General features: G+C 78.3%; 17 protein-coding genes. 6 read left to right on the top strand and 11 right to left on the bottom strand.

What is annotated here, in order from left to right; translation table 11 throughout:
* Positions 1–49 precede the first annotated feature (49 nt).
* Genes WDZ17_RS07390 through WDZ17_RS07400 form a run of 3 tightly spaced genes read right to left on the bottom strand, consistent with a single transcriptional unit; the run spans position 50 to position 3,567 of the window.
* On the bottom strand, positions 50–1,735 hold the full coding sequence (locus tag WDZ17_RS07390; protein WP_339574502.1) for a ribonuclease J: 1,686 nt from the start codon (positions 1,733–1,735) through the stop codon (positions 50–52).
* Positions 1,732–2,664, bottom strand: a complete 933-nt coding sequence (dapA, locus tag WDZ17_RS07395; RefSeq protein WP_339574503.1) for a 4-hydroxy-tetrahydrodipicolinate synthase — start codon at positions 2,662–2,664, stop codon at positions 1,732–1,734. Before dapA ends, WDZ17_RS07390 begins: the two co-directional genes overlap by 4 nt.
* A gap of 9 nt (positions 2,665–2,673) precedes the next feature.
* Positions 2,674–3,567 carry a lysophospholipid acyltransferase family protein gene (locus WDZ17_RS07400; protein WP_339574504.1) on the bottom strand — a complete coding sequence of 298 codons (894 nt, stop codon included), beginning with the start codon at positions 3,565–3,567 and terminating at the stop codon, positions 2,674–2,676.
* 238 nt (positions 3,568–3,805) lie between these two features.
* Here WDZ17_RS07400 and WDZ17_RS07405 point away from each other — a divergent pair, with 238 nt between their 5' ends.
* On the top strand, positions 3,806–4,675 hold the full coding sequence (locus tag WDZ17_RS07405; RefSeq protein ID WP_339574505.1) for an alpha/beta hydrolase: 870 nt from the start codon (positions 3,806–3,808) through the stop codon (positions 4,673–4,675).
* On the top strand, positions 4,672–5,334 hold the full coding sequence (locus WDZ17_RS07410) for a hypothetical protein (protein WP_339574506.1): 663 nt from the start codon (positions 4,672–4,674) through the stop codon (positions 5,332–5,334). Before WDZ17_RS07405 ends, WDZ17_RS07410 begins: the two co-directional genes overlap by 4 nt.
* Positions 5,335–5,383: 49 nt before the next feature.
* Here WDZ17_RS07410 and WDZ17_RS07415 read toward each other — a convergent pair whose 3' ends face one another.
* From WDZ17_RS07415 to WDZ17_RS07430, 4 genes are all read right to left on the bottom strand, one after another.
* Entirely contained in the window at positions 5,384–6,175 is a 792-nt protein-coding gene (locus tag WDZ17_RS07415; RefSeq protein WP_339574507.1) for an endonuclease/exonuclease/phosphatase family protein, read from the bottom strand.
* On the bottom strand, positions 6,172–7,152 hold the full coding sequence (locus WDZ17_RS07420) for an ROK family glucokinase (RefSeq protein ID WP_422631882.1): 981 nt from the start codon (positions 7,150–7,152) through the stop codon (positions 6,172–6,174). The genes WDZ17_RS07415 and WDZ17_RS07420 overlap by 4 nt, the downstream gene beginning before the upstream one ends.
* Positions 7,153–7,382: 230 nt before the next feature.
* On the bottom strand, positions 7,383–8,324 hold the full coding sequence (locus tag WDZ17_RS07425; RefSeq protein ID WP_339574509.1) for an ROK family glucokinase: 942 nt from the start codon (positions 8,322–8,324) through the stop codon (positions 7,383–7,385).
* Positions 8,325–8,473: 149 nt separating this feature from the next.
* The gene (locus WDZ17_RS07430) at positions 8,474–8,926 is read right to left on the bottom strand and encodes an SRPBCC family protein (protein ID WP_339574510.1); all 453 of its coding nucleotides are present in this window, start codon (positions 8,924–8,926) and stop codon (positions 8,474–8,476) included.
* A 156-nt stretch (positions 8,927–9,082) separates the two neighbouring features.
* On the opposite strand from WDZ17_RS07430, the gene WDZ17_RS07435 reads away from it, so the two are divergent.
* A complete protein-coding gene (locus WDZ17_RS07435) occupies positions 9,083–10,867 on the top strand; it encodes an AMP-dependent synthetase/ligase (protein WP_339574511.1) in 1,785 nt (594 codons plus the stop codon).
* Here WDZ17_RS07435 and WDZ17_RS07440 read toward each other — a convergent pair.
* The 3 genes from WDZ17_RS07440 to WDZ17_RS07450 are packed head-to-tail and all read right to left on the bottom strand — an operon-like array spanning position 10,858 to position 13,875.
* Entirely contained in the window at positions 10,858–12,069 is a 1,212-nt protein-coding gene (locus WDZ17_RS07440; RefSeq protein ID WP_339574512.1) for a glycosyltransferase family 4 protein, read from the bottom strand. The genes WDZ17_RS07435 and WDZ17_RS07440 overlap by 10 nt on opposite strands.
* A gap of 2 nt (positions 12,070–12,071) precedes the next feature.
* Positions 12,072–13,541, bottom strand: coding sequence for a hypothetical protein (locus WDZ17_RS07445; RefSeq protein WP_339574513.1), 1,470 nt, complete (start codon positions 13,539–13,541; stop codon positions 12,072–12,074).
* Positions 13,519–13,875 (bottom strand): hypothetical protein, encoded by a 357-nt coding sequence (locus WDZ17_RS07450; RefSeq protein WP_339574514.1) that lies wholly within the window; start codon positions 13,873–13,875, stop codon positions 13,519–13,521. The genes WDZ17_RS07445 and WDZ17_RS07450 overlap by 23 nt, the downstream gene beginning before the upstream one ends.
* A gap of 175 nt (positions 13,876–14,050) precedes the next feature.
* Between WDZ17_RS07450 and WDZ17_RS07455 the strand changes: the two genes are divergently transcribed.
* Both WDZ17_RS07455 and WDZ17_RS07460 read left to right on the top strand, forming a co-directional pair.
* Positions 14,051–15,952, top strand: a complete 1,902-nt coding sequence (locus WDZ17_RS07455) for a DEDD exonuclease domain-containing protein (RefSeq protein ID WP_339574515.1) — start codon at positions 14,051–14,053, stop codon at positions 15,950–15,952.
* A 114-nt stretch (positions 15,953–16,066) separates the two neighbouring features.
* Positions 16,067–16,348 (top strand): Lrp/AsnC family transcriptional regulator, encoded by a 282-nt coding sequence (locus WDZ17_RS07460; RefSeq protein WP_339574516.1) that lies wholly within the window; start codon positions 16,067–16,069, stop codon positions 16,346–16,348.
* A 171-nt stretch (positions 16,349–16,519) separates the two neighbouring features.
* Here the strand turns inward: WDZ17_RS07460 and trpD are convergent, their stop codons facing one another.
* A complete protein-coding gene (gene trpD, locus WDZ17_RS07465) occupies positions 16,520–17,683 on the bottom strand; it encodes an anthranilate phosphoribosyltransferase (protein WP_339574517.1) in 1,164 nt (387 codons plus the stop codon).
* Positions 17,684–17,873: 190 nt separating this feature from the next.
* Here trpD and ctaE point away from each other — a divergent pair, with 190 nt between their 5' ends.
* On the top strand, positions 17,874–18,512 hold the full coding sequence (gene ctaE / locus WDZ17_RS07470; RefSeq protein WP_339574518.1) for an aa3-type cytochrome oxidase subunit III: 639 nt from the start codon (positions 17,874–17,876) through the stop codon (positions 18,510–18,512).
* Positions 18,513–18,544 lie beyond the last annotated feature (32 nt).

Genomic DNA, 18,544 nt, shown 5'->3' on the forward strand with positions numbered 1-18,544 from the left:
AGCCGCGGCGGCGCGGCGCCCACCCGCTCGGCGCCGCCCGCCCCGTCGGTCAGGCGGAGACGACGACCGGGACGATCATCGGACGACGGCGCAGCCGGCCCGAGGCGAAGCGGCCGACGACGCGGCGCACCACCTGCTGCAGCTGGTGGGTGTCGACGTTCCCGTTGGCGGCGGCCTGCTCCAGCGCCTGCACGACCTGGCTGCGCACCTGGTCGAAGACGGCGGAGTCCTCGGCGACGCCCCGGGCGTGGATCTCCGGCCCGGCGACCACGGCGCCGGAGGAGGAGTCCACCGCGACGAAGACCGAGATGAAGCCCTCGTCGCCGAGGATCCGGCGGTCCTTGAGGTCGGCGTCCGTGATGGCCCCCACCGAGGACCCGTCCACGTAGACGTAGCCGCACGGGACCGCACCGGCGATCCGTGCGACGCCGTCCGCCAGGTCCACCACGACCCCGTCCTCGGCGATGACGACGCGCTCGCGCGGGACACCCGTGGCGACGGCGAGGTCGGCGTTGGCGTGCAGGTGGCGGTGCTCGCCGTGGACCGGCATGACGTTCTTCGGCCGCACGATGTTGTAGCAGTAGAGGAGCTCGCCCGCGCTGGCGTGGCCGGACACGTGCACCCGCGCGTTGCCGGAGTGCACGACCTTCGCGCCCAGGCGCGTCAGGCCGTTGATGACCCGGAACACGGCGTTCTCGTTGCCGGGGATGAGCGAGGACGCGAGGACGACGGTGTCGCCCCGCCCGACCCGCACGCGGTGGTCGTTGTTCGCCATCCGCGACAGCGCCGCCATGGGCTCGCCCTGGCTGCCCGTGCACATCAGCACGACCCGGGCGTCGGGGAGGGAGTCGACCTCCTTGACGTCCACGAGCACGCCGTCGGGCACCGTGAGGTAGCCCAGATCAGCGGCGATGCCCATGTTGCGGACCATCGACCGGCCGACCAGGGCCACGCGCCGGCCCGAGCGGCCGGCGGCGTCGAGCACCATCTGCACCCGGTGCACGTGCGAGGCGAACGAGGCGACGATGATCCGCCGCTCGGCGGTGCGGAAGACGCGGTCCAGGGCGGGCTCGATCTCCCGCTCGGACATGGTGAAGCCGGGGACCTCGGCGTTGGTGGAGTCGACGCAGAAGAGGTCGACGCCCTCCTCGCCGAGGCGGGCGAAGGCGCGCAGGTCCGTGATCCGCCCGTCCAGCGGCAGCTGGTCCATCTTGAAGTCGCCGGTCAGCAGCACCGAGCCCGCGTCCGTGCGGACCATGACGGCGAGGGCGTCCGGGATCGAGTGGTTCACCGCGACGTACTCGGTGCGGAACGGGCCGATGTCCTCGGTCTGCCCCTCGCGCACGGTCAGCGTGTAGGGCCGGATCCGGTGCTCCTTCAGCTTGGCCTCGATGAGGGCCAGCGTGAGCGTCGAGCCGACGAGCGGGATGTCGGGGCGCAGCCGCAGCAGGTAGGGCACCGCGCCGATGTGGTCCTCGTGGCCGTGCGTCAGGACCACGGCGACGACGTCGTCCAGCCGGTCGGCGATGGACGCGAAGTCCGGGAGGATGAGGTCGACGCCCGGCTGGTGGTCCTCGGGGAAGAGCACGCCGCAGTCGACGACGAGCAGCTTGCCCTGCGTCTCCAGGACGGTCATGTTGCGGCCGACCTCGCCGAGCCCGCCCAGCGGCGTGACGCGCAGCGCCCCGTCGGCGAGGGGCGGCGGCGGGGAGAGCTCGGGGTGCGGGAGGCTCACAGGAGACCTGCTTCCGTCAGGGCACCGCGCAGATGCTCCAGCTGGTCGTCGTCGAGCTCGACCAGCGGCAGCCGCACGGTGCGGGAGGTGGTGGCACCGAGCAGCTGCGCGACGGCCGAGGCCGAGGCGGCGCCCTGGGTGCGGTTCATCATGGCGTCGACGACCGGCAGGAGCCGGACGTGCAGCGCCCGGGCGGTGGCCAGGTCCCCGGCGTCGACGGCGTCGACCATCTGCCGGTAGGTGCTGGCGGCGGCGTGGGCGACCACGCTGACGACGCCGGCCGCGCCCTGCGCCAGGTGCGCCAGGTTCAGCGCGTCCTCGCCGGAGTACCAGGCGAGGTCGGTGCTCGCCATGACCAGGGAGGCGGCGAGCAGGTCGTTCTTGGAGTCCTTGACCGCGACGACGCGAGGGTGCTCGGCGAGCGCCCGGAAGGTGTCGACGGCCACGGGGGTCCCCGTGCGCCCGGGGATGTCGTAGACCATCACCGGCAGCCCCGTGGCGTCGGCCACGGCGCGGAAGTGCGCGAGCACCCCCGCCTGCGGCGGCTTGGAGTAGTAGGGGGTGACGACGAGGAGCCCGTGCGCGCCGCCCTCCTCGGCGGCGCGGGCCGCCTCGACGCTGCGCGCGGTGTCGTTGGACCCCGCGCCGGCCAGCACGTGCGCCCGGTTGCCGACGGCCTCGAGGACGGCGCCGAGGACGCGCGCCTTCTCCTGCGCCGACGTCGTCGCGGACTCCCCCGTCGTGCCGCCGAGGACGAGACCGTCGCAGCCGGCGTCGACGAGGTGGGTGGCGAGCCGCGCGGCGCCGTCGAGGTCCGCCGAGCCGTCGGGGCCGAAGGGCGTCGCCATCGCCGCGAGCACGGCGCCGAAGGGGCGGTCGGGGGCCGTGGGGCCCCCCGGGGTCTCCTCGGGCGTCGTCGTCAGCGGCACGGGAGCACGCTACCGACCCCGGCGGTCCCCGCCGTGCACGTCGCCCCGGCCCCGTCCGGCCCGGCCCTCTGCGCCGCGGCCCACTCCGCCGCGGCCCGGCCCGTCGCCGCCGCGGTCGTCGCCGCCCTCGTGCCGCGGCGCCCTCGGCGGGGGCGCGACGCCGCCGGGAGCAGGAGCGCCCGTCGGCAGGTCCACCGTGCGCCCGTGCCCGGCCTCGTCGCGCTGCCGGGCCAGCGCCTCCTTCGTCACGGTCGCGTAGACGTCGACGTACTCCTGGTCGGACAGCGCGAGGACGGCGCGCATGACGTCGTCCGTGGCGGCGCGGAGCACGAAGCGGTCGTCACCGCCGCCCGCGTAGCGGGACAGGTCGACGGGGGGCCCGAAGCGGACGCCGACCCGGCGCACGGCCGGGATGCGACGTCCCACGGGCTGGACGACGTCGGTGCCGACCATCGCCACGGGGACGACCGGGGCGCCGCTCTCGAGCGCCAGCCGGGCGGCGCCGGTCCGACCGCGGTGGAGCCGGCCGTCGGGGCTGCGCGTGCCCTCGGGGTAGATGCCGAGCAGGTCGCCGCGCCGCAGGACGGGCAGGCCGGTGCGCAGCGACGCGAGCCCGGCCGCCCCGCCGGAGCGGTCCACCGGCAGCTGCCCGGCGGCGCGGAAGAAGACCGCCGTCAACCGCCCGCGCAGACCGCGACCGGTGAAGTACTCCTCCTTGGCCAGGAAGGTCACCCGCCGGTCCAGCACGAGGGGGAGGAAGATCGAGTCGCTGAACGAGAGGTGGTTGCTCGCGAGGAGCGCGGGCCCGTGGTCGGGCACGTGCTCGCGGCCCTCGACCCACGGCCGGTACAGGGTGAGCACGAGCGGTCCGAGGACGAGCCGCTTGAGCAACCAGTAGAGCACCGGGCCCTCCTCCGTGCCGGTGGCGCCGGCCAGGACGCCGGCGTCCGGCGGACTCTAGGCCGAGTCCTGCCCGGCGGCCGTCCCGGGAGCGCCGGGAGGGCACAGGGGTGGGCGCAGGCATGGGCGCACGGGAGAGGACACGGGAGGGCCGACGGGAGGGCACCCGGACGAGGGGCCGGGAGGGCGGCCGGTGCACCGCCCCTCGTCCGGCGGCACCGGCGCGTGCCACCATCGGCGGATGCCCCCGCGCGACCCCCGCACCGGACGTCGCGACGGCCGTCCCGCCGAGCACCCGCGCTCGCCCCGTCCCCTCGTGGTCGAGGGTGCGCAGGCCTGGTCGGCCGGGTCCGACGGGGCGGGAGACCTCGGCGACGCCCGCGTCGGCGTGCTGGCGCTGCACGGGTTCACGGGCAGCCCGGCGTCGGTCGGCCCGTGGGCCCGCGCCCTGCGGGCGGCCGGGGCCGAGGTGGCCGTCCCCCGGCTGCCCGGCCACGGCACGTCGGTGGCCGACCTCGACCGCTCCACCTGGCGGGACTGGTACTCCCTCGCCCGGGCCGACCTGCACCGGCTGGCCGGACGCTGCGACGTCGTCGTCGTCGCGGGCCTGTCCATGGGCGGGGCCCTCGCGCTGCGGCTGGCCGTGCACGAGCCGGAGCACGTCGCGGGCCTCGCGCTCGTCAACCCCGCGGTGCTGCTCGCCGACCCGCTGCTGCCCCTGCTCCCGCTGCTGCGTCGGGTGCGGAGGACCGTCCCCGGCGTGGCGGACGACATCGCGGCCGAGGGGGTCACCGAGCTCGGCTACGACCGGGTCCCGCTGCGGGCCCTGTCGTCCTTCGTCGCCCTCATGGCCGACGTCCGCGCCGACCTGCCGCGCGTGCGGCAGCCGGTCCTGGTCGCCAGCTCGCGGCGGGACCACGTCGTCCCGGCGGCCAGCGCGCGCACCGTGCGCGAGCGGGTCGGGTCCGACGACGTGCGCGACGTGCGTCTCGAGCAGAGCTTCCACGTCGCCACCCTCGACCACGACCTGCCGCTCGTCGTCGACGAGACCCTCCGCCTCGTGCGCGACGTGGTCGCCGCCCGGGCCGGCGCGGACGGGGTGCCCGCGTGAGCGGGCGGGGCACCGGCGGCGAGGAGCCGGTGGACGTGGACGCCGCCTGGGCGGAGATCGTCGCCCGGTGGGAGGACCCGACGGGCGCCCGTCCCGCCCGCGAGCGCGGTCCGACGCCGGACGACCCGGCCGCGGGCAGGAGCCGGGCCCCCGGTCCACCCGCGGAGCAGCCGCCGGGGACCGAGCCGTCGGGGACCGAGCCTCCGGCGACCGAGCCGCCCCGGACGGACGGACCGCCGCCGCCCGCGGCGCCCGGGCCCGGAGCCGAGCGGCCCGGCCCCCCGGCCGGACCGCCGGCACCGCGACCGGACGGGCGGGGCACCGGGACACCACGGGGCTGGGCCGACGGGGACGCCGACGGCCCGGCCGGCGCCTGGCGGCCCGGGGCGGTGCCGGACGCCGGCCGGCCGGACGAGGAGGAGCACTACGTCCCGCCCCCTCCCGCCCCGGCGCCCCCCGTCGGCGGGCTCGTGCGAGCGGCGTGGGTCGGCGCCCTGGGTGGTCCGGCGCTGCTCCTCGTGTGCGCGCTCGTGTGGCGCGGCGCGCCCACCCCCGTGGTCGTCGCCGCGGTCGTGGCCTTCGTGGCGGGCTTCGCGGTCCTCGTCTCGCGGCTGCCCCGCTCCCGCGACGACGGCGACGACGACGGCGCGGTGGTCTAGGACCCGCACCGTCGTCGGGTCCTCGCGGGACCCGGCTCCGTCGGACCCGTCAGGTCCCCCGACCCGCCGGCTCGGGAGGTGCCACGAGCTCGACGACGAGGGGCCGGTGGTCGCTCGCGGGACCTGGTCCCACCACGTCGGCCGTCCGCGGGCGCAGCCCGCCGCGGACGAGGACGCCGTCGATGCGGGTGCGCGGCCGGCGCGCCGGGAACGTCGCCCCGAGGGCGTCCCCCTCCCGGACGGCCGACCAGCAGTCGGTGCCCCCGGGCAGCAGGGCGGACCAGGCGGGGCCTCCGGCGGCCTCGTTGAGGTCCCCGCCGACGACGAGGGCCGCCCGCCCGCCGTCGCGGGCCTCCGGCACCGCCTCCTCGAGGCCGTCGACGACCGGGCCCAGGCGGCGCACGTGGTCGGCGCGCTCGCCGGCCGTGAGCCCGAGGTGGACGGAGACGACGGCCGTGGACGGCCCGCCGGGCAGGCTCACCACGGCCCCCGCGACGCCCCGGACGGGCGTCGTCGCGCCGCGCACGGGCAGGGCGGTCACGACGGACCGGTGCACGTGGACCCGCGCGGCGACGAGGACGAGGCACCCCGCCGCCGGCCGGCCGGCCGCGCCGACGAGCAGCCCGCTGCGCCGGGCGAGGTCGGCGGACCTCGGGACGGCCCGCAGGCCCCTCGGCCCCTCCTGGAGCAGCGCCACGTCGCAGCGGGCGTCGCGCAGCACCTGCGCGACGGCGTCCGCACCCGCCCGCAGCCCGTGGACGTTCCAGGTCAGCACGCGCAGCGCACCCGGTCCTGAGCCGGCTCCCGGAGCCGCCGCGGCGCCGCGGTCGACGGCGCTCACCCCCAGCCCCGCGAGAGGTCGGCGGCGCCGACGAGACCGGCGTCCGGGCCGAGCTCGGCGCGGACCACGCGGGCCTCGGGCCGGTAGCCGCGCCCGGTCAGGGTGCGGCGGAACTCCTCGCGCGCCGGCCCGAGGAGGAGGTCGCCCGCGTCGCTGACGCCGCCGCCGATGACGAACGTCCCCGGGTCCAGCGCGGCCGCGAGGTTCGCGAGCCCGGTGCCCAGCCAGCGTCCGGTGTCCTCGACGATCTCCACGGCCGCCGGGTCGCCCGCGCGCGCCGCCTGGGTCACCACCTGCCCGCGCACCGCCTCGGGGTCGCCACCCGCACCGGCGAGCAGCGTGTGGGCGAAGGGCGAGCCGCCCCGGGCGAGCTCGCGGCCGTCGCGCCCCAGGGAGTTGCCGGACGCGTACTGCTCCCAGCAGCCGCGGTTGCCGCACTCGCAGCGGTGCCCGCCGGGCACGAGCACCATGTGGCCGAACTCGCCGGCGATGCCGTAGCGACCGCGCTGGAGCCGCCCCGCCTGGACCACCGCGCCGCCGATGCCCGTCCCGAGGGTGATGCAGACCAGCCGCGGCTCGCCCCGGCCGGCCCCGAAGCGGTACTCGGCCCAGGCCGCGGCGTTCGCGTCGTTCTCCACGAGGGTCCTGCGCCCGACCCGGCGGCCGAGCCGCTCGCGGACGCGCAGCTCCACCGCCTCCCGCAGGGGCTCGTCGCGCCAGGCCAGGTGGGGGGAGAAGAGCACGGTCGAGCGCGTCGCGTCGACGAAGCCCGCGGCACCGATGCCGACGGAGACCACCTCGGCCTGCGCGGACAGCTCCTCGACGAGGTCCGCGATGAGGTCCTCGACCGCCTGGGGGCTGCGCGTGGGCGTGTCACGTCGGGCACGGGCGACGACCCGGCCGCCGGCGTCCACGACACCGGCGGCGACCTTGGTGCCGCCGATGTCGATGCCGATGGCGAGGCCGTCGCCGATCATCGCCCGCCGTGCCTGGCGGCGCAGCCGCTCGCCCGCCTGCGCGCGGCGCAGACGGCGGACCTCGTCGACCTCCGGCAGCCGGAACAGGGGCTCGCGGGGGCGCCGGGCGGCGCGCCGGCGCTCCGCGGGCGTCGCGCCGACCCGGGTCGCACGGGGTCCGGCCGCCCGCTCCGCCGCCCGCCCGCGCCCCCGCGCACGCGGCTGCCCGGGGACCGGCTCCGGGGGCTCGCTCATCCGCGCGCCGCCAGGTGCGCGACGCCGACCATGCCCGCGTCGTTGCCGAGGACCGCCGGCTCGATCCGGGCGAGCTCGCGGTGCTGCGCCGCGGTGAGGGCGCCGGCGAACGCGCGCCGCATCGGCCCGAGGAGCATCTCCCCGGCGGAGCTGACCCCGCCGCCGACGAGGACGAGCCCCGGGTCGAGGACGGCGGCGAGGCTCCCGGCGCCCTCGCCCAGCCAGCGGCCGAGCGTCGCGACGAGCTCGAGGGCGGCCTCGTCGCCCTCCTCGGCCGCGAGGGTGACGTGCGGTCCCGTGACGGCGGCGGCGTCCCCGCCGGCGAGCTCCAGCAGACGTGCCGCGCGGGCGGGGTCGGTACCGGCCAGCGCCCGGGCCCAGCGCACGAGCGCCTGCCCGGAGCCGTACTGCTCGAAGCAGCCCGTGCGGCCGCAGCCGCACTGGTGCCCGTCGGGGACGACCCGCAGGTGCCCGACCTCGGCGGCCATGCCGCCCGTGCCGCGGACGAGCTCGCCGTCGAGCACCAGGCCGCCGCCGAGGCCGGTGCCGACCGTCAGCAGCAGCATGTCGCGCGTCCCGCGGCCCCCGCCGTGGACGAACTCGCCCCACGCCGCGGCGTTCGCGTCGTTCTCGACGACGACGGGGAGGTCGACGCGCTTCTCGACCTCCTCGCGCAGCGGCTCCTGCCGCCAGGCCAGGTTGGGCGCGAAGACCACCGTCGAGCGGGAGGCGTCGATGTAGCCCGCCGCGGCGACCCCCACCGCCGTGACGTCGTGGTCGGCGCGCAGCTCGGAGACCGCGTCGGCGACGGCGTCCTCGATGGCCTCGGGGTCCGTCGCGGGCGTGACCCTGCGGGTGCGGGCCACGACCGTGCCGTCCTCGGCGACGACACCCGCCGCGATCTTCGTCCCGCCGATGTCCACGCCGATGGTGCTCATGCGCTCTCCTGTCCTGGGGCCGGCTCCGGGGCCGGCGCGGTCGTACGCCGCCCGCCGCGGGCTGCGGCGGGTGCGGTGCTCGCGGTGGGTGCGGTGCTCGCGGTGGGTCGGCCGGGTGGCTGCGGCCGGCGGGGCTCGGCGGGGGCGCCTCAGCCCCGGGCCGCGCGGCGGGCGAGCTCGGTGAGCGCCGTGCTCGTCACCGTCCGCTCCGCGCGGCGGCGCAGGAGCCCGGGCAGCGGCACCCGCAGCTCCACGCCGAGGTCGTAGCGGACGTCGGTCCCGCCGTCGTCGCGCGCGCGCAGGGCGTACGAGCCGTCGAGGTCGGCGACGACGCGACCGGGCTCGTCGACGTCCCAGCGGACGTCACCCGTCCCGTCGTCGGCGACGTCCCAGGCGTAGGCGAGGACGTACTCGTCGGCGAGGGGCCCGCCCTCGACGCGGAAGCGGGCCCGCGCCGGGAGGCCGCCGGCCCCGCGCTTGAGCACCTCGACCTCCCGCACGGAGGCCGCCCACGCCGGGTAGTCCTCGAGGTCGGCGACGACGGCGAGGACGCGGTCGGGCGGGGCGTCCACGACCGCGGAGGAGGAGGTGCGCTCGGCCATGCCGGCGAGGTTATCGCCGACCCGGGGGACGGGCGGCTCGGTCACCGCGGCACCGCGGGCGCCGCCCCTAGGGTGGTGGCACGGCCCGGACCAGCGCCGGGGTGCCGGCAGCCCCGCCGCCACCCGGCCCCGGGCGCAGCGTCGAGGGAGCCGTCCGTGCGCGAGTCCAGCCGCCCGTCGCTCGTCGAGGTCGACCCCGGGCGGCACCTCGCGCAGCTCGTCGTCGACAACGCCCGCGAGGCGCCGGACGCGGTGGCGTTCCGGCGGCCCGCCGGGGGCGGCGTGTGGGAGGACGTGAGCTGGTCCGCGTTCCGGGCGGACGTCGAGGCGCTCGCCCGGGGGCTCGTGGCCGCGGGCGTCGAGCCGGGGGACCGCGTCGCGCTGATGTCGCGCACGCGGTACGAGTGGACGCTCACGGACTTCGCGATCTGGACGGCCGGCGCCGTCACGGTGCCCGTCTACGAGACCTCCTCGCGCGATCAGGTCGCCTGGGTGCTGGAGGACTCCGGCACACGCTGCGTCGTCGTCGAGACGGACGTCCACGCCGGGCTGGTCCGACGGGCACGGCGCGAGGGCGACGACGGCCCCACGTGGACCGTCGAGGGCGACGGCCTGGCAGCGCTGCGCGAGCTCGGGCGCGACGTCGACGACGCCGAGCTCGACCGCCGCCGCTCGGGGCTGTCGCTCGACGCCCTGGCGACCGTCATCTACACCTCGGGCACGACGGGGCGCCCCCGCGGCGTGGAGCTCACGCACGGCAACTTCCTCGTGCTCGCGGAGAACGTCACCGCGGTGCTGCGCGAGGTGCTGGACGACGACGCCTCGACGCTGCTGTTCCTGCCGCTCGCCCACGTGCTCGCGCGCTTCATCCAGGTCCTCGCGGTCGTGGCCCGCACCCCGCTCGGCCACACCCCCGACACCAAGGACCTGGCCGCGGACCTCACGTCCTTCCGGCCGTCCTACGTGCTCTCCGTGCCGCGCGTCTTCGAGAAGATCTACAACGGGGCGGAGGCGAGGGCGGACGAGGCCGGGCGCGGCGACCTGTTCCGTCGCGCGGCCGCGGTGGCCGAGCGCTGGAGCCGCGCGCAGGACGCCGGCGGCCCGTCGCTGGGCCTGCGGCTGCAGCACGCGCTCTTCGACCGGCTCGTCTACGCCCGCCTGCGCAGCGCCACCGGGGGGCGGCTCGCCTTCGCCGTCTCCGGCGGCGCGCCGCTGGGCGAGCGGCTCGGCCACTTCTTCCGCGGCGTCGGCATCACGATCCTCGAGGGCTACGGGCTCACCGAGTCGACCGCCCCCGCGGCGTGCGGGACGCCGACGGACCTCAAGGTCGGGACGGTCGGCCCGCCGCTGCCCGGCACCGCCGTGCGCGTCGACGACGACGGCGAGGTCCAGCTCCGCGGCCCGCACGTCGCCCGCGGCTACTGGCGCGACGAGGAGGCGACCCGTGCCGCCTTCGTCGACGGGTGGTTCCGGACCGGCGACCTCGGGCACCTCGACGACGACGGCTACCTGCGCATCACCGGGCGCGCCAAGGAGATCATCGTCACCGCCGCGGGCAAGAACGTCGCGCCGGCCGTCCTGGAGGACCGGTTGCGGGCCCACCCCCTCGTGGGCCAGTGCATGGTCGTCGGCGACGGGCGCCCCTACGTCGGGGCCCTCGTCACCCTGGACCCGGACATGCTGGCGATCTGGCTGCGGGGGCACGACCTGCCCGAGGTGGACGCCGCGGAGGCCGCCTCGATGCCCGAGGTGCTCGCGGAGGTCCAGCGGGCCGTCGACTCCGCCAACGAGGCGGTCTCCCGGGCGGAGTCGGTCCGCCGCTTCGTGCTGCTCCCCGTCGACCTCACGGAGGAGTCCGGCCACCTCACGCCGTCGTTGAAGCTCAAGCGGGCGAGCGTGCTGCGCGACCACGCCGACCGGGTCGAGCAGCTCTACTCCTGACCGCTCCCCGGCGGCCCGGCCGGGACCGTCGGGACCGGCCCGAGGGCGGGGTCGGGTCCTGCGGGCACGGGCACCTGCGGGTCCAGCAGGCGCACCAGCCGGTCGACCTGGCCCTCCCACGACCACGCGCGGGCGACCCACCGGCGCCCGGCCTCCCCCCACGCCCGGGCCCGCCCGGCGTCGAGGAGGAGCCCGGCCACGGCGTCGGCGACGGCCGTCACGTCACGGCCGTCCACCACCACGCCCGTCCTGCCGTCCAGGACGGCGTCCGGGGCCCCGCCGGAGCGGCCGACGACGACGGGCAGCCCCGTCGCGGCCGCCTCGAGGTAGCAGATCCCGAGGGCCTCGGGCTCGAGGCCGAGCAGGCGGGTGCGGGTCGGGACGGCGAAGACGTCGCCCGCCGCGTAGTGCGCCGGTGTCGCCGCCCAGGGCACCCGCCCGGCGAGGACGACGTCGTCCTCGACCCCCAGGCGGCGGGAGAGCCGCTCGACACGGCGGCGCGCCGGCCCGTCCCCGACGACGAGCAGCGCCGCGCCCGGCACCCTGGCGCGGACCGACGGCCACGCGCGCACGAGCACGTCCTGACCCTTGCGGGCCACGACCCGCGAGACGCAGACGACGACGGGACGCCCGTCCAGCCCCAGGGCCTCCCGCACGCCCGCGCCGTCGGCCTCCGGCGTGAAGACGCCGGTGTCCACGCCCGGGACGAGCCGCTGCAGGCGGGCGCGCCCCCGCGGCGACAGCGGGCGGGCGATGCGGGAGGCGCACCAGGGCCCCAGCGCCGTGAGGACGTCGACGCGGTCCCCGACCGCCCGCAGCGCGCGGCGCGTGCCCGGCAGGGAGGACCACCACACCTCGTGGCCGTGCGTCGTCGCCACGACCCGCCGGACCCCGGCACGGCGCAGGGCCGGGGCCATGAGCGCCAGCGGCGCCGCGGCGCCGAACCAGACGCGGTCGCAGCCGTGGGCGCGTGCCGTCGCGGCGACGCGCCGCACCACGGCCGGCGTGGGGACGAGCAGCCGCGCGGGGTCGCGCACGACGCGGTGCGGGAGCCCCGCGTCGTGGGCGGCGTCGCCGGCCTGCCGGGCGGTGTGGACGACGACGTCCTCCGGCGGCACCCGGGCGACGACGGCCGCCACGAAGGTCTCGATCCCGCCGGTGCGCGGGGGGTAGTCGTTGGTGACGACGAGCAGGCGGCCCATCCTCAGGCGTCCCGCGTCGCGAGGTCGGCGAGGTCGGCGCGCCACTGCTGCTCCAGCTCGGCGAGCGTCACCCCGAGCACCTGCGGGACGGCCTCGTCGAGCGGCAGCGGGGCCTCCCCCGCCCCCGCCTCGTCCGCGGCCGGCGCCCGGCCCGTGCCGGCCCGGACGAGCGCGAGCAGGGCGGGGCGCCCGTAGCGCTGCTCGACCGTCCGGGCGGCGAGCAGCGCCCCGGCGTAGGCGGGGGCGACGTCGCCGGCCGTGGGGTCGAAGTCGGCCGCCGTCGGCAGGGTGCCCGGTCCCCGGCCCTCGCGGACCGCGGCGAGCAGGTCGGCGGCGACGACCTCGGGCGCCACGACGTCGTCCCCGGCCGCGGCCGTGGGCCCGGCGTAGGCGACGAGCTCGGCGAAGCCCTCGGACAGCCAGGGCGGCGCGTCGGCGGCGGCCCCGGCGCGGACCGCCACGTGGGTCGTCTCGTGCGTGAGGACGACGCCGCGCCCGAGGTCGCCGAGCCGCTCGAGCGCGGCGGGGTTGACGAGCACCCGGTCGACGGCGCCCTCGGCCCCGGGCTCGCCGGACGAGCGGTCCGCCCCGGTGGTCAGGGCGGCCACCTGGTCGAGCCCGTCCGTCCCCGCGCGGCCGAGCAGCCGGGCCAGCTGGTCCTCGTCGGCCGGCACGACGACCACCGTCCGCCGTGGCCAGCCCGTGCCCCAGACCGCGTCCACCCGCGCGGCGGCGGCGTCCCCCAGCGACGCCTGCTCGACGAGGACGTCGCGGCGGGCCGTCCCGACGACGAGCGTGCGCTCCCCCTCGACGACGTCGACGAGCCCGAGGTCCCAGGGCTCGGGGCGCCCGGGACCGTCCCGGTCGCCGGCGAGCAGCCACCGGCCGTCCCGCCGGACGACCGTGAGCGACTGCTGCCGCAGCTGCGGGACGTCGTCCACACCGGCCAGCCGGTAGGAGAGCAGGACGTCGGCCACCCACGCGTCGTCGGCGCCGAGCTCCGCACGTCGCGCGGCGCCGAGATCGGGCCCCTGCCCCCGGACCTCGTAGGACCAGCTCGCGAGCGGCAGCCGGGCGAGACCGCGGGCGAGGTCGCCCTGGCGCTGCCGGAAGGCGCTCGCGCGGGGGTCGGTGCCGTCGAGGACGCCGGCGACGTCGCCGGCGAGGAGGTCGTCGGCCCGCGCGTCCAGGAGCACCCGGACCGCCGCCGTGCGCTCGTCCTGCCCGGCGGCGGACGCCCCCTGCGCCGCCGCGGTCGACGCACCGGCAGGTGCGCCGGGCGCCTCGCCCCCGGAGCAGCCGGCCTGGACGGAGGCGACGAGCAGCACGGGGACCAGGAAGAGGACCCGGACGAGCCCGGTGCCCCGGACGAACCCGGCGACCCGCACGCGCCCGGCGACCCGGTCACGACCGCCGCGGGCCCGACCGCCGAGGGCCGCCCGGGCGGGGTCAGCCGGCCCGGGTCGCTCCACGGCGCGCATCGTAGGCGGGCGGCACCGCCGCACCCGGCCCCCGCGACCCGGCGGCGCCCCCGCCCGCGGGGGCCGTGCGCACGGGCACCAGGCGCAGCGGCGGGACGAGGCCCGCCGCGGCGAGGACGCCCACCGCGGCGCGCTCGGCGTCCCGGAGGCCGCCGTCGGGCACCTCCAGCAGGCCCGCCCCCTCCTCGCGGAACCCACCGACGGAGGGCACCCGGCGGGGTGCGTCGGGGACGACCTCCTCGCCGGGCACCCCCAGCAGGACGCTGACGACGCAGTCGGGGCAGCCGGGGCCGCGCACCGCGCAGCCGTCGCAGTCGACGATCATGGGACTCCCTCCCTCGGGCGGCCGGCGAGGACCTCCCCGACCGGCGGGCCGGACGCTAGGCAGCACCACCGACAACGGCCCCCGACGGCACCGGCCCCCGACGGCACCGGCCCCCGACGGCACCGGCCCCCGACGGCGGGAGGCGCTGTCGGTGGTCGCCCCTACCGTCCGCCGCATGCCCCTCACGACCGCCCCGCCGACCCGGGAGCTCCCGGTGGCCGCCGTCCCGGCGCCGGCGCCGGCACCAGTACCGGCACCAGGTGGCCGGGTCCCCGTGCAGACGTCGCTGGACGACCTGGGCACGCGCCTGCAGGACGTCACCTTCGTCGTCGTGGACCTGGAGACCACCGGGGGCTCGGCGCGCACGTGCGCCATCACCGAGATCGGGGCGGTGAAGGTGCGGGGCGGGCAGGTGCTCGGCGAGCTGTCGACGCTCGTCGACCCGGGGGGGCCGGTGCCGCGCCTCATCACGGAGCTGACCGGCATCACCGACGCCATGGTCCGGCGCGCACCGCCGGTGGCGGAGGTGCTCCCGGCCTTCTGGGAGCTCGCGGGCGACGCCGTGCTCGTGGCGCACAACGCCGCCTTCGACACGGGCTTCCTGCGGGCCGCCGGCGCCCGCGCCGGCCGGCCCTGGCCCGGCAACGAGGTGCTCTGCACCGTCGCCCTCTCCCGGGCCGTGCTCGGCCGGGAGGAGGTCCGCGACCACAAGCTGGGCACGCTGGCCGCCCACCTGGGCGCCGCGACGACGCCCACGCACCGCGCGCTGGACGACGCGCGCGCCACGGTCGACGTCCTCCACGCGCTGCTCGGCCGCCTGGGGGGCGTCGGGGTCCGCACGCTGGAGGACCTGCGCGAGCAGGTGCGGGCGGGCGCGCACCTGTCGCCGCAGCGGCGGGCGCGCCGCCTGCTGGCCGAGGGCCTGCCCGCCGAGCCGGGCGTCTACTGCTTCCTCGACGGCCTCGGCGAGGTGCTGCACGTGGGCACGTCCCGCGACATCCGTCGGCGCGTGCGCGGCTACGTCACCGCGGGCCGCACGCCGGCGCGCACGGAGCAGATGCTCGCCCGGGCGAGGACGGTCGTGCCGCTCGTCTGCCCGACCCCGGTGGAGGCCGCCGTCCGCGCGCTGCGCCTGGTCGCCGAGCACCGCCCGGCCCACGACCGGCGCCCCGCCCCGCCCGGGCAGGGGCGATGGCTCAAGCTCACCGACGAGGCCTTCCCCCGGCTCTCGGTCGTGCGGCGCGTCGCGGACGACGGTGCCACCTACCTCGGCCCCGTCGGCAGCGCCCGCGGCGCCGAGCTGGCGGTCGAGGCGCTCCACGAGGCGCACGCGCTGCGCCGGTGCACGGCGCGGCTGCCGGCCCGTCCGGCCGCGGGGGCGCTCGCGTGCGCCCTCGCCGACCTGGGCCGCTGCGGTGCTCCGTGCACGGGGGCGCAGAGCCGCGAGCAGTACGCCGACGTCGTCGCGGGCGCCCGGGCCTCGTTGGCCGGGGACGCACGGGCGGTCGTCGAGGCGACGCTGGGCCGTGCCGCCGACGCCACGGCCGCCCGGCGCCACGACGAGGCGGCGGCGCACCGCGAGCGCCTGGCCACCTTCCTCGGCGCGGTCGCGGCGCACGACCGGGTGGCCCCGCTGGCCGCCGTGGCGGAGGTCGTCGCCGCCCGCCGTCGCCCTCCCGCCGCCGGCGGCGGGTGGGAGCTGGTGCTCGTGCGCCACGGTCGGCTCGCCGGCAGCGCGGTCGCCGCCGCCGGGACGCCGCCGCTGACGGTGGTCGCCGCGCTGCGGGCGAGCGGCGAGGTGGTGGCCCCGGCCCCGGGGCCCGCGCCGGCAGCGCTCGTCGAGGAGACCGAGCTCCTCGTCCGCTGGCTGACGCAGGACGGCGTCCGGCTCGTCGAGGTCGACGGGACGTGGGCGAGCCCCGTGCACGGTGCCGAGGGCCTGCTGCGACGCCTCGGGCTCTCCGCCCCGGCCGAGGACGTCGTCGGGGACGACCACCCCGTGGACCGCCGGCTGCTCCTCGTCGACCGGGCCGCCACGTCGGTCCTCGACGCGCCCGGAGTCTCGTCCTCGACCTGAGGTCGAGAGTGAGGGTCGCCCCGGCGCGGAGTCGCCTGGTCGACGCCGCGGGCGGGGCGGGCCAGGCTGGAGCGGTCCTCGGCACCTGCCGTCGTCCGACCTCCGGGAGCGCCCGTGATCACCGCCATCGTCCTCGTCGACACCGACGCCGCCCGCATCCCCGAGGCCGCCGCGGCCATCGCCGACCTCCCCGACGTGACGGAGGTCTACTCCGTCACGGGTGACGTCGACCTGGTGGCCGTCGTGCGCACGCGGCGGCACGAGGACCTCGCGGACGCCATCGCCGACCGCATCAGCAAGGTGGAGGGCGTCGTCCGCACCCGCACGCACATCGCCTTCCGCGCCTACTCGCGGCACGACCTCGAGGAGGCCTTCCAGCTCGGGCTCGACGACTGAGTCCTCACCGGCCGCACCTCACGGGCCGCAGCTCACCGGCTCACGACCACGGTCACCACGCCCTGCCACGCCCTGCCACGCCCTGCCACGCCCTGCCACGCCCTGCCACGCCCTGCCACGCCTTGGGACGCCCGCGCCGCCGCCCGCGCCGGCGCCCGCGCCGGCGCCCGGCTACGAGCGGGCGGCGGCGACCCACCGGTCGAGCACGTCGGCCGCCGCGCCGGAGTCCACCGACGCAGCAGCCCGCTGCAGGGCGGCCGACATGCGGACGAGCAGGTCGCCCCCGCCGCCCTCCGCGGCGACGAGGGCCGCGGCCGCGTTGAGCAGCACGGCGTCGCGGACCGGTCCGCGACGCCCCGCGAGGACGTCGCGGACGACGGCCGCGTTCTCCGGCGCCCCACCCCCGCGCAGGTCACCAGGGCGCGAGCGCGGCAGGCCCAGGTCGGCGGCGTCGAGCCCGACCCGCTCGACCCGCCGCCGGACGACGCCCCGGCCGCCCGGCTCCCCGAGGTCCGCGGGCCCGCCGAGGTCCGCGGGCCCCCCGAGGTCCGCGGGGTCCGCGGGGTCCGCGGGGTCCGCGGGGTCCGCGGGGTCCGCGGGGTCCTCGTGCGCCCACCACACGGTCGAGGGCGACGTGGTGGTGAGCTCGTCGAGCCCGTCACCGCCGCGGACGACGAGGACGTCGAGCCCCCGGGCGGCGAGCACCCCGGCGACCAGCGGCGCGGACCGCTCGTCCGCGACGCCGACGGCGCCGGCGGCGGGGCGGGCCGGGTTGGACAGCGGCCCGAGCAGGTTGAACGCGGTGGGGACGCCGAGCTCGCGCCGCACGGGCGCCGCGTGCCGCATGGACGGGTGGAACACCGGGGCGAAGCAGAAGGTGATGCCGACCTCGACCGCCAGCTCGGCGACGCGCGCCGGCGGCAGGTCGAGCGGCAGCCCCAGCTCCTCCAGCACGTCGGCGGTCCCGCACGCCGACGAGGCCGCGCGGTTGCCGTGCTTGACGACCCGCTGACCGGCCCCGGCCGCGACGAGCGCGGCCATCGTGGACAGGTTCACGGTGCTCGCGAGGTCCCCGCCGGTGCCCACGACGTCGAGGCAGCGGCCGGGCACGTGCACCGGCACCGCGGCGGCGAGCATGGCGTCCGCGAGCCCGGAGAGCTCGGCGACCGACTCGCCCTTGGCCCGCAGGGCCACCAGGAGGCCCGCGAGCGGCACCGACGGCGCCGCGCCGGCCATCACCTCGGCCATCGCCCACGCCGTCTCGTCCGCCGTGAGGTCCTCCCCCCGCAGGGCCCGGGCGGTGAGGTCCCGCCAGGCGGGGGGCGCTGCGTCCACGTCGCTCCTCGGGTCGCGGCCGGGGCCCCTGCGCGGGGCCGGTGGAGGCGGCCCGGGGCGGTCCGCCGGGCGCCGTCGCGGCGTGCCGGTGGGTACGCCGCGAGCCGGGCGAGCGTAACGATCCGCGCTCGCGCGACGACACGTGCGCACCCCCCGTGTCAGCGGCGGGCGCGTCGTCCATACTCGGGCCGTGAGCTCAGAGACCGCAGTCCCCACGAGCGTCGGACACGCGACGGTCAACCGGCCGAACATGGTGTCGGTCGGCACGATCGTGTGGCTGTCCAGCGAGCTCATGTTCTTCGCCGGCCTGTTCGCCATGTACTTCACGATCCGGGCCGTCGCCCCCGGCCTGTGGGCCGAGGGCACACCCCTGCTCGACGTCCAGTTCGCCTCGGTCAACACGGGGATCCTGGTCTCGAGCTCCGTGACCTGCCAGCTGGGCGTCTTCGCCGCCGAGCGCTTCCAGCCCTACCGCACCGGTGGACGGCTGAACGTCCTGCGCTGGGGCATGGTCGAGTGGTACGTCGTCACCTTCGTCATGGGGGCGATGTTCATCGCCGGGCAGGTCTGGGAGTACGCGACCCTCGTGAGCGAGGGCGTCACCATCTCCAGCACCGCCTTCGGCTCGATCTTCTACCTCGCCACCGGCTTCCACGGCCTGCACGTCATCGGCGGGCTCCTGGCCTTCTGCGTCGTCATCGGCCGTGCTTTCGCGTCCTACCGCTTCGGGCACCACGAGGCGACGAGCGCGATCGTGACCTCCTACTACTGGCACTTCGTCGACGTCGTCTGGGTCGGCCTGTTCGCCGTGATCTACCTCATCCAGTGAGCCGTCCCCGGACGGCTCCGAGCCCCGGAGGG

This window comes from Pseudokineococcus basanitobsidens (genome assembly GCF_037482545.1).
GTDB classification, from domain to species: Bacteria; Actinomycetota; Actinomycetes; order Actinomycetales; family Quadrisphaeraceae; genus Pseudokineococcus; species Pseudokineococcus basanitobsidens.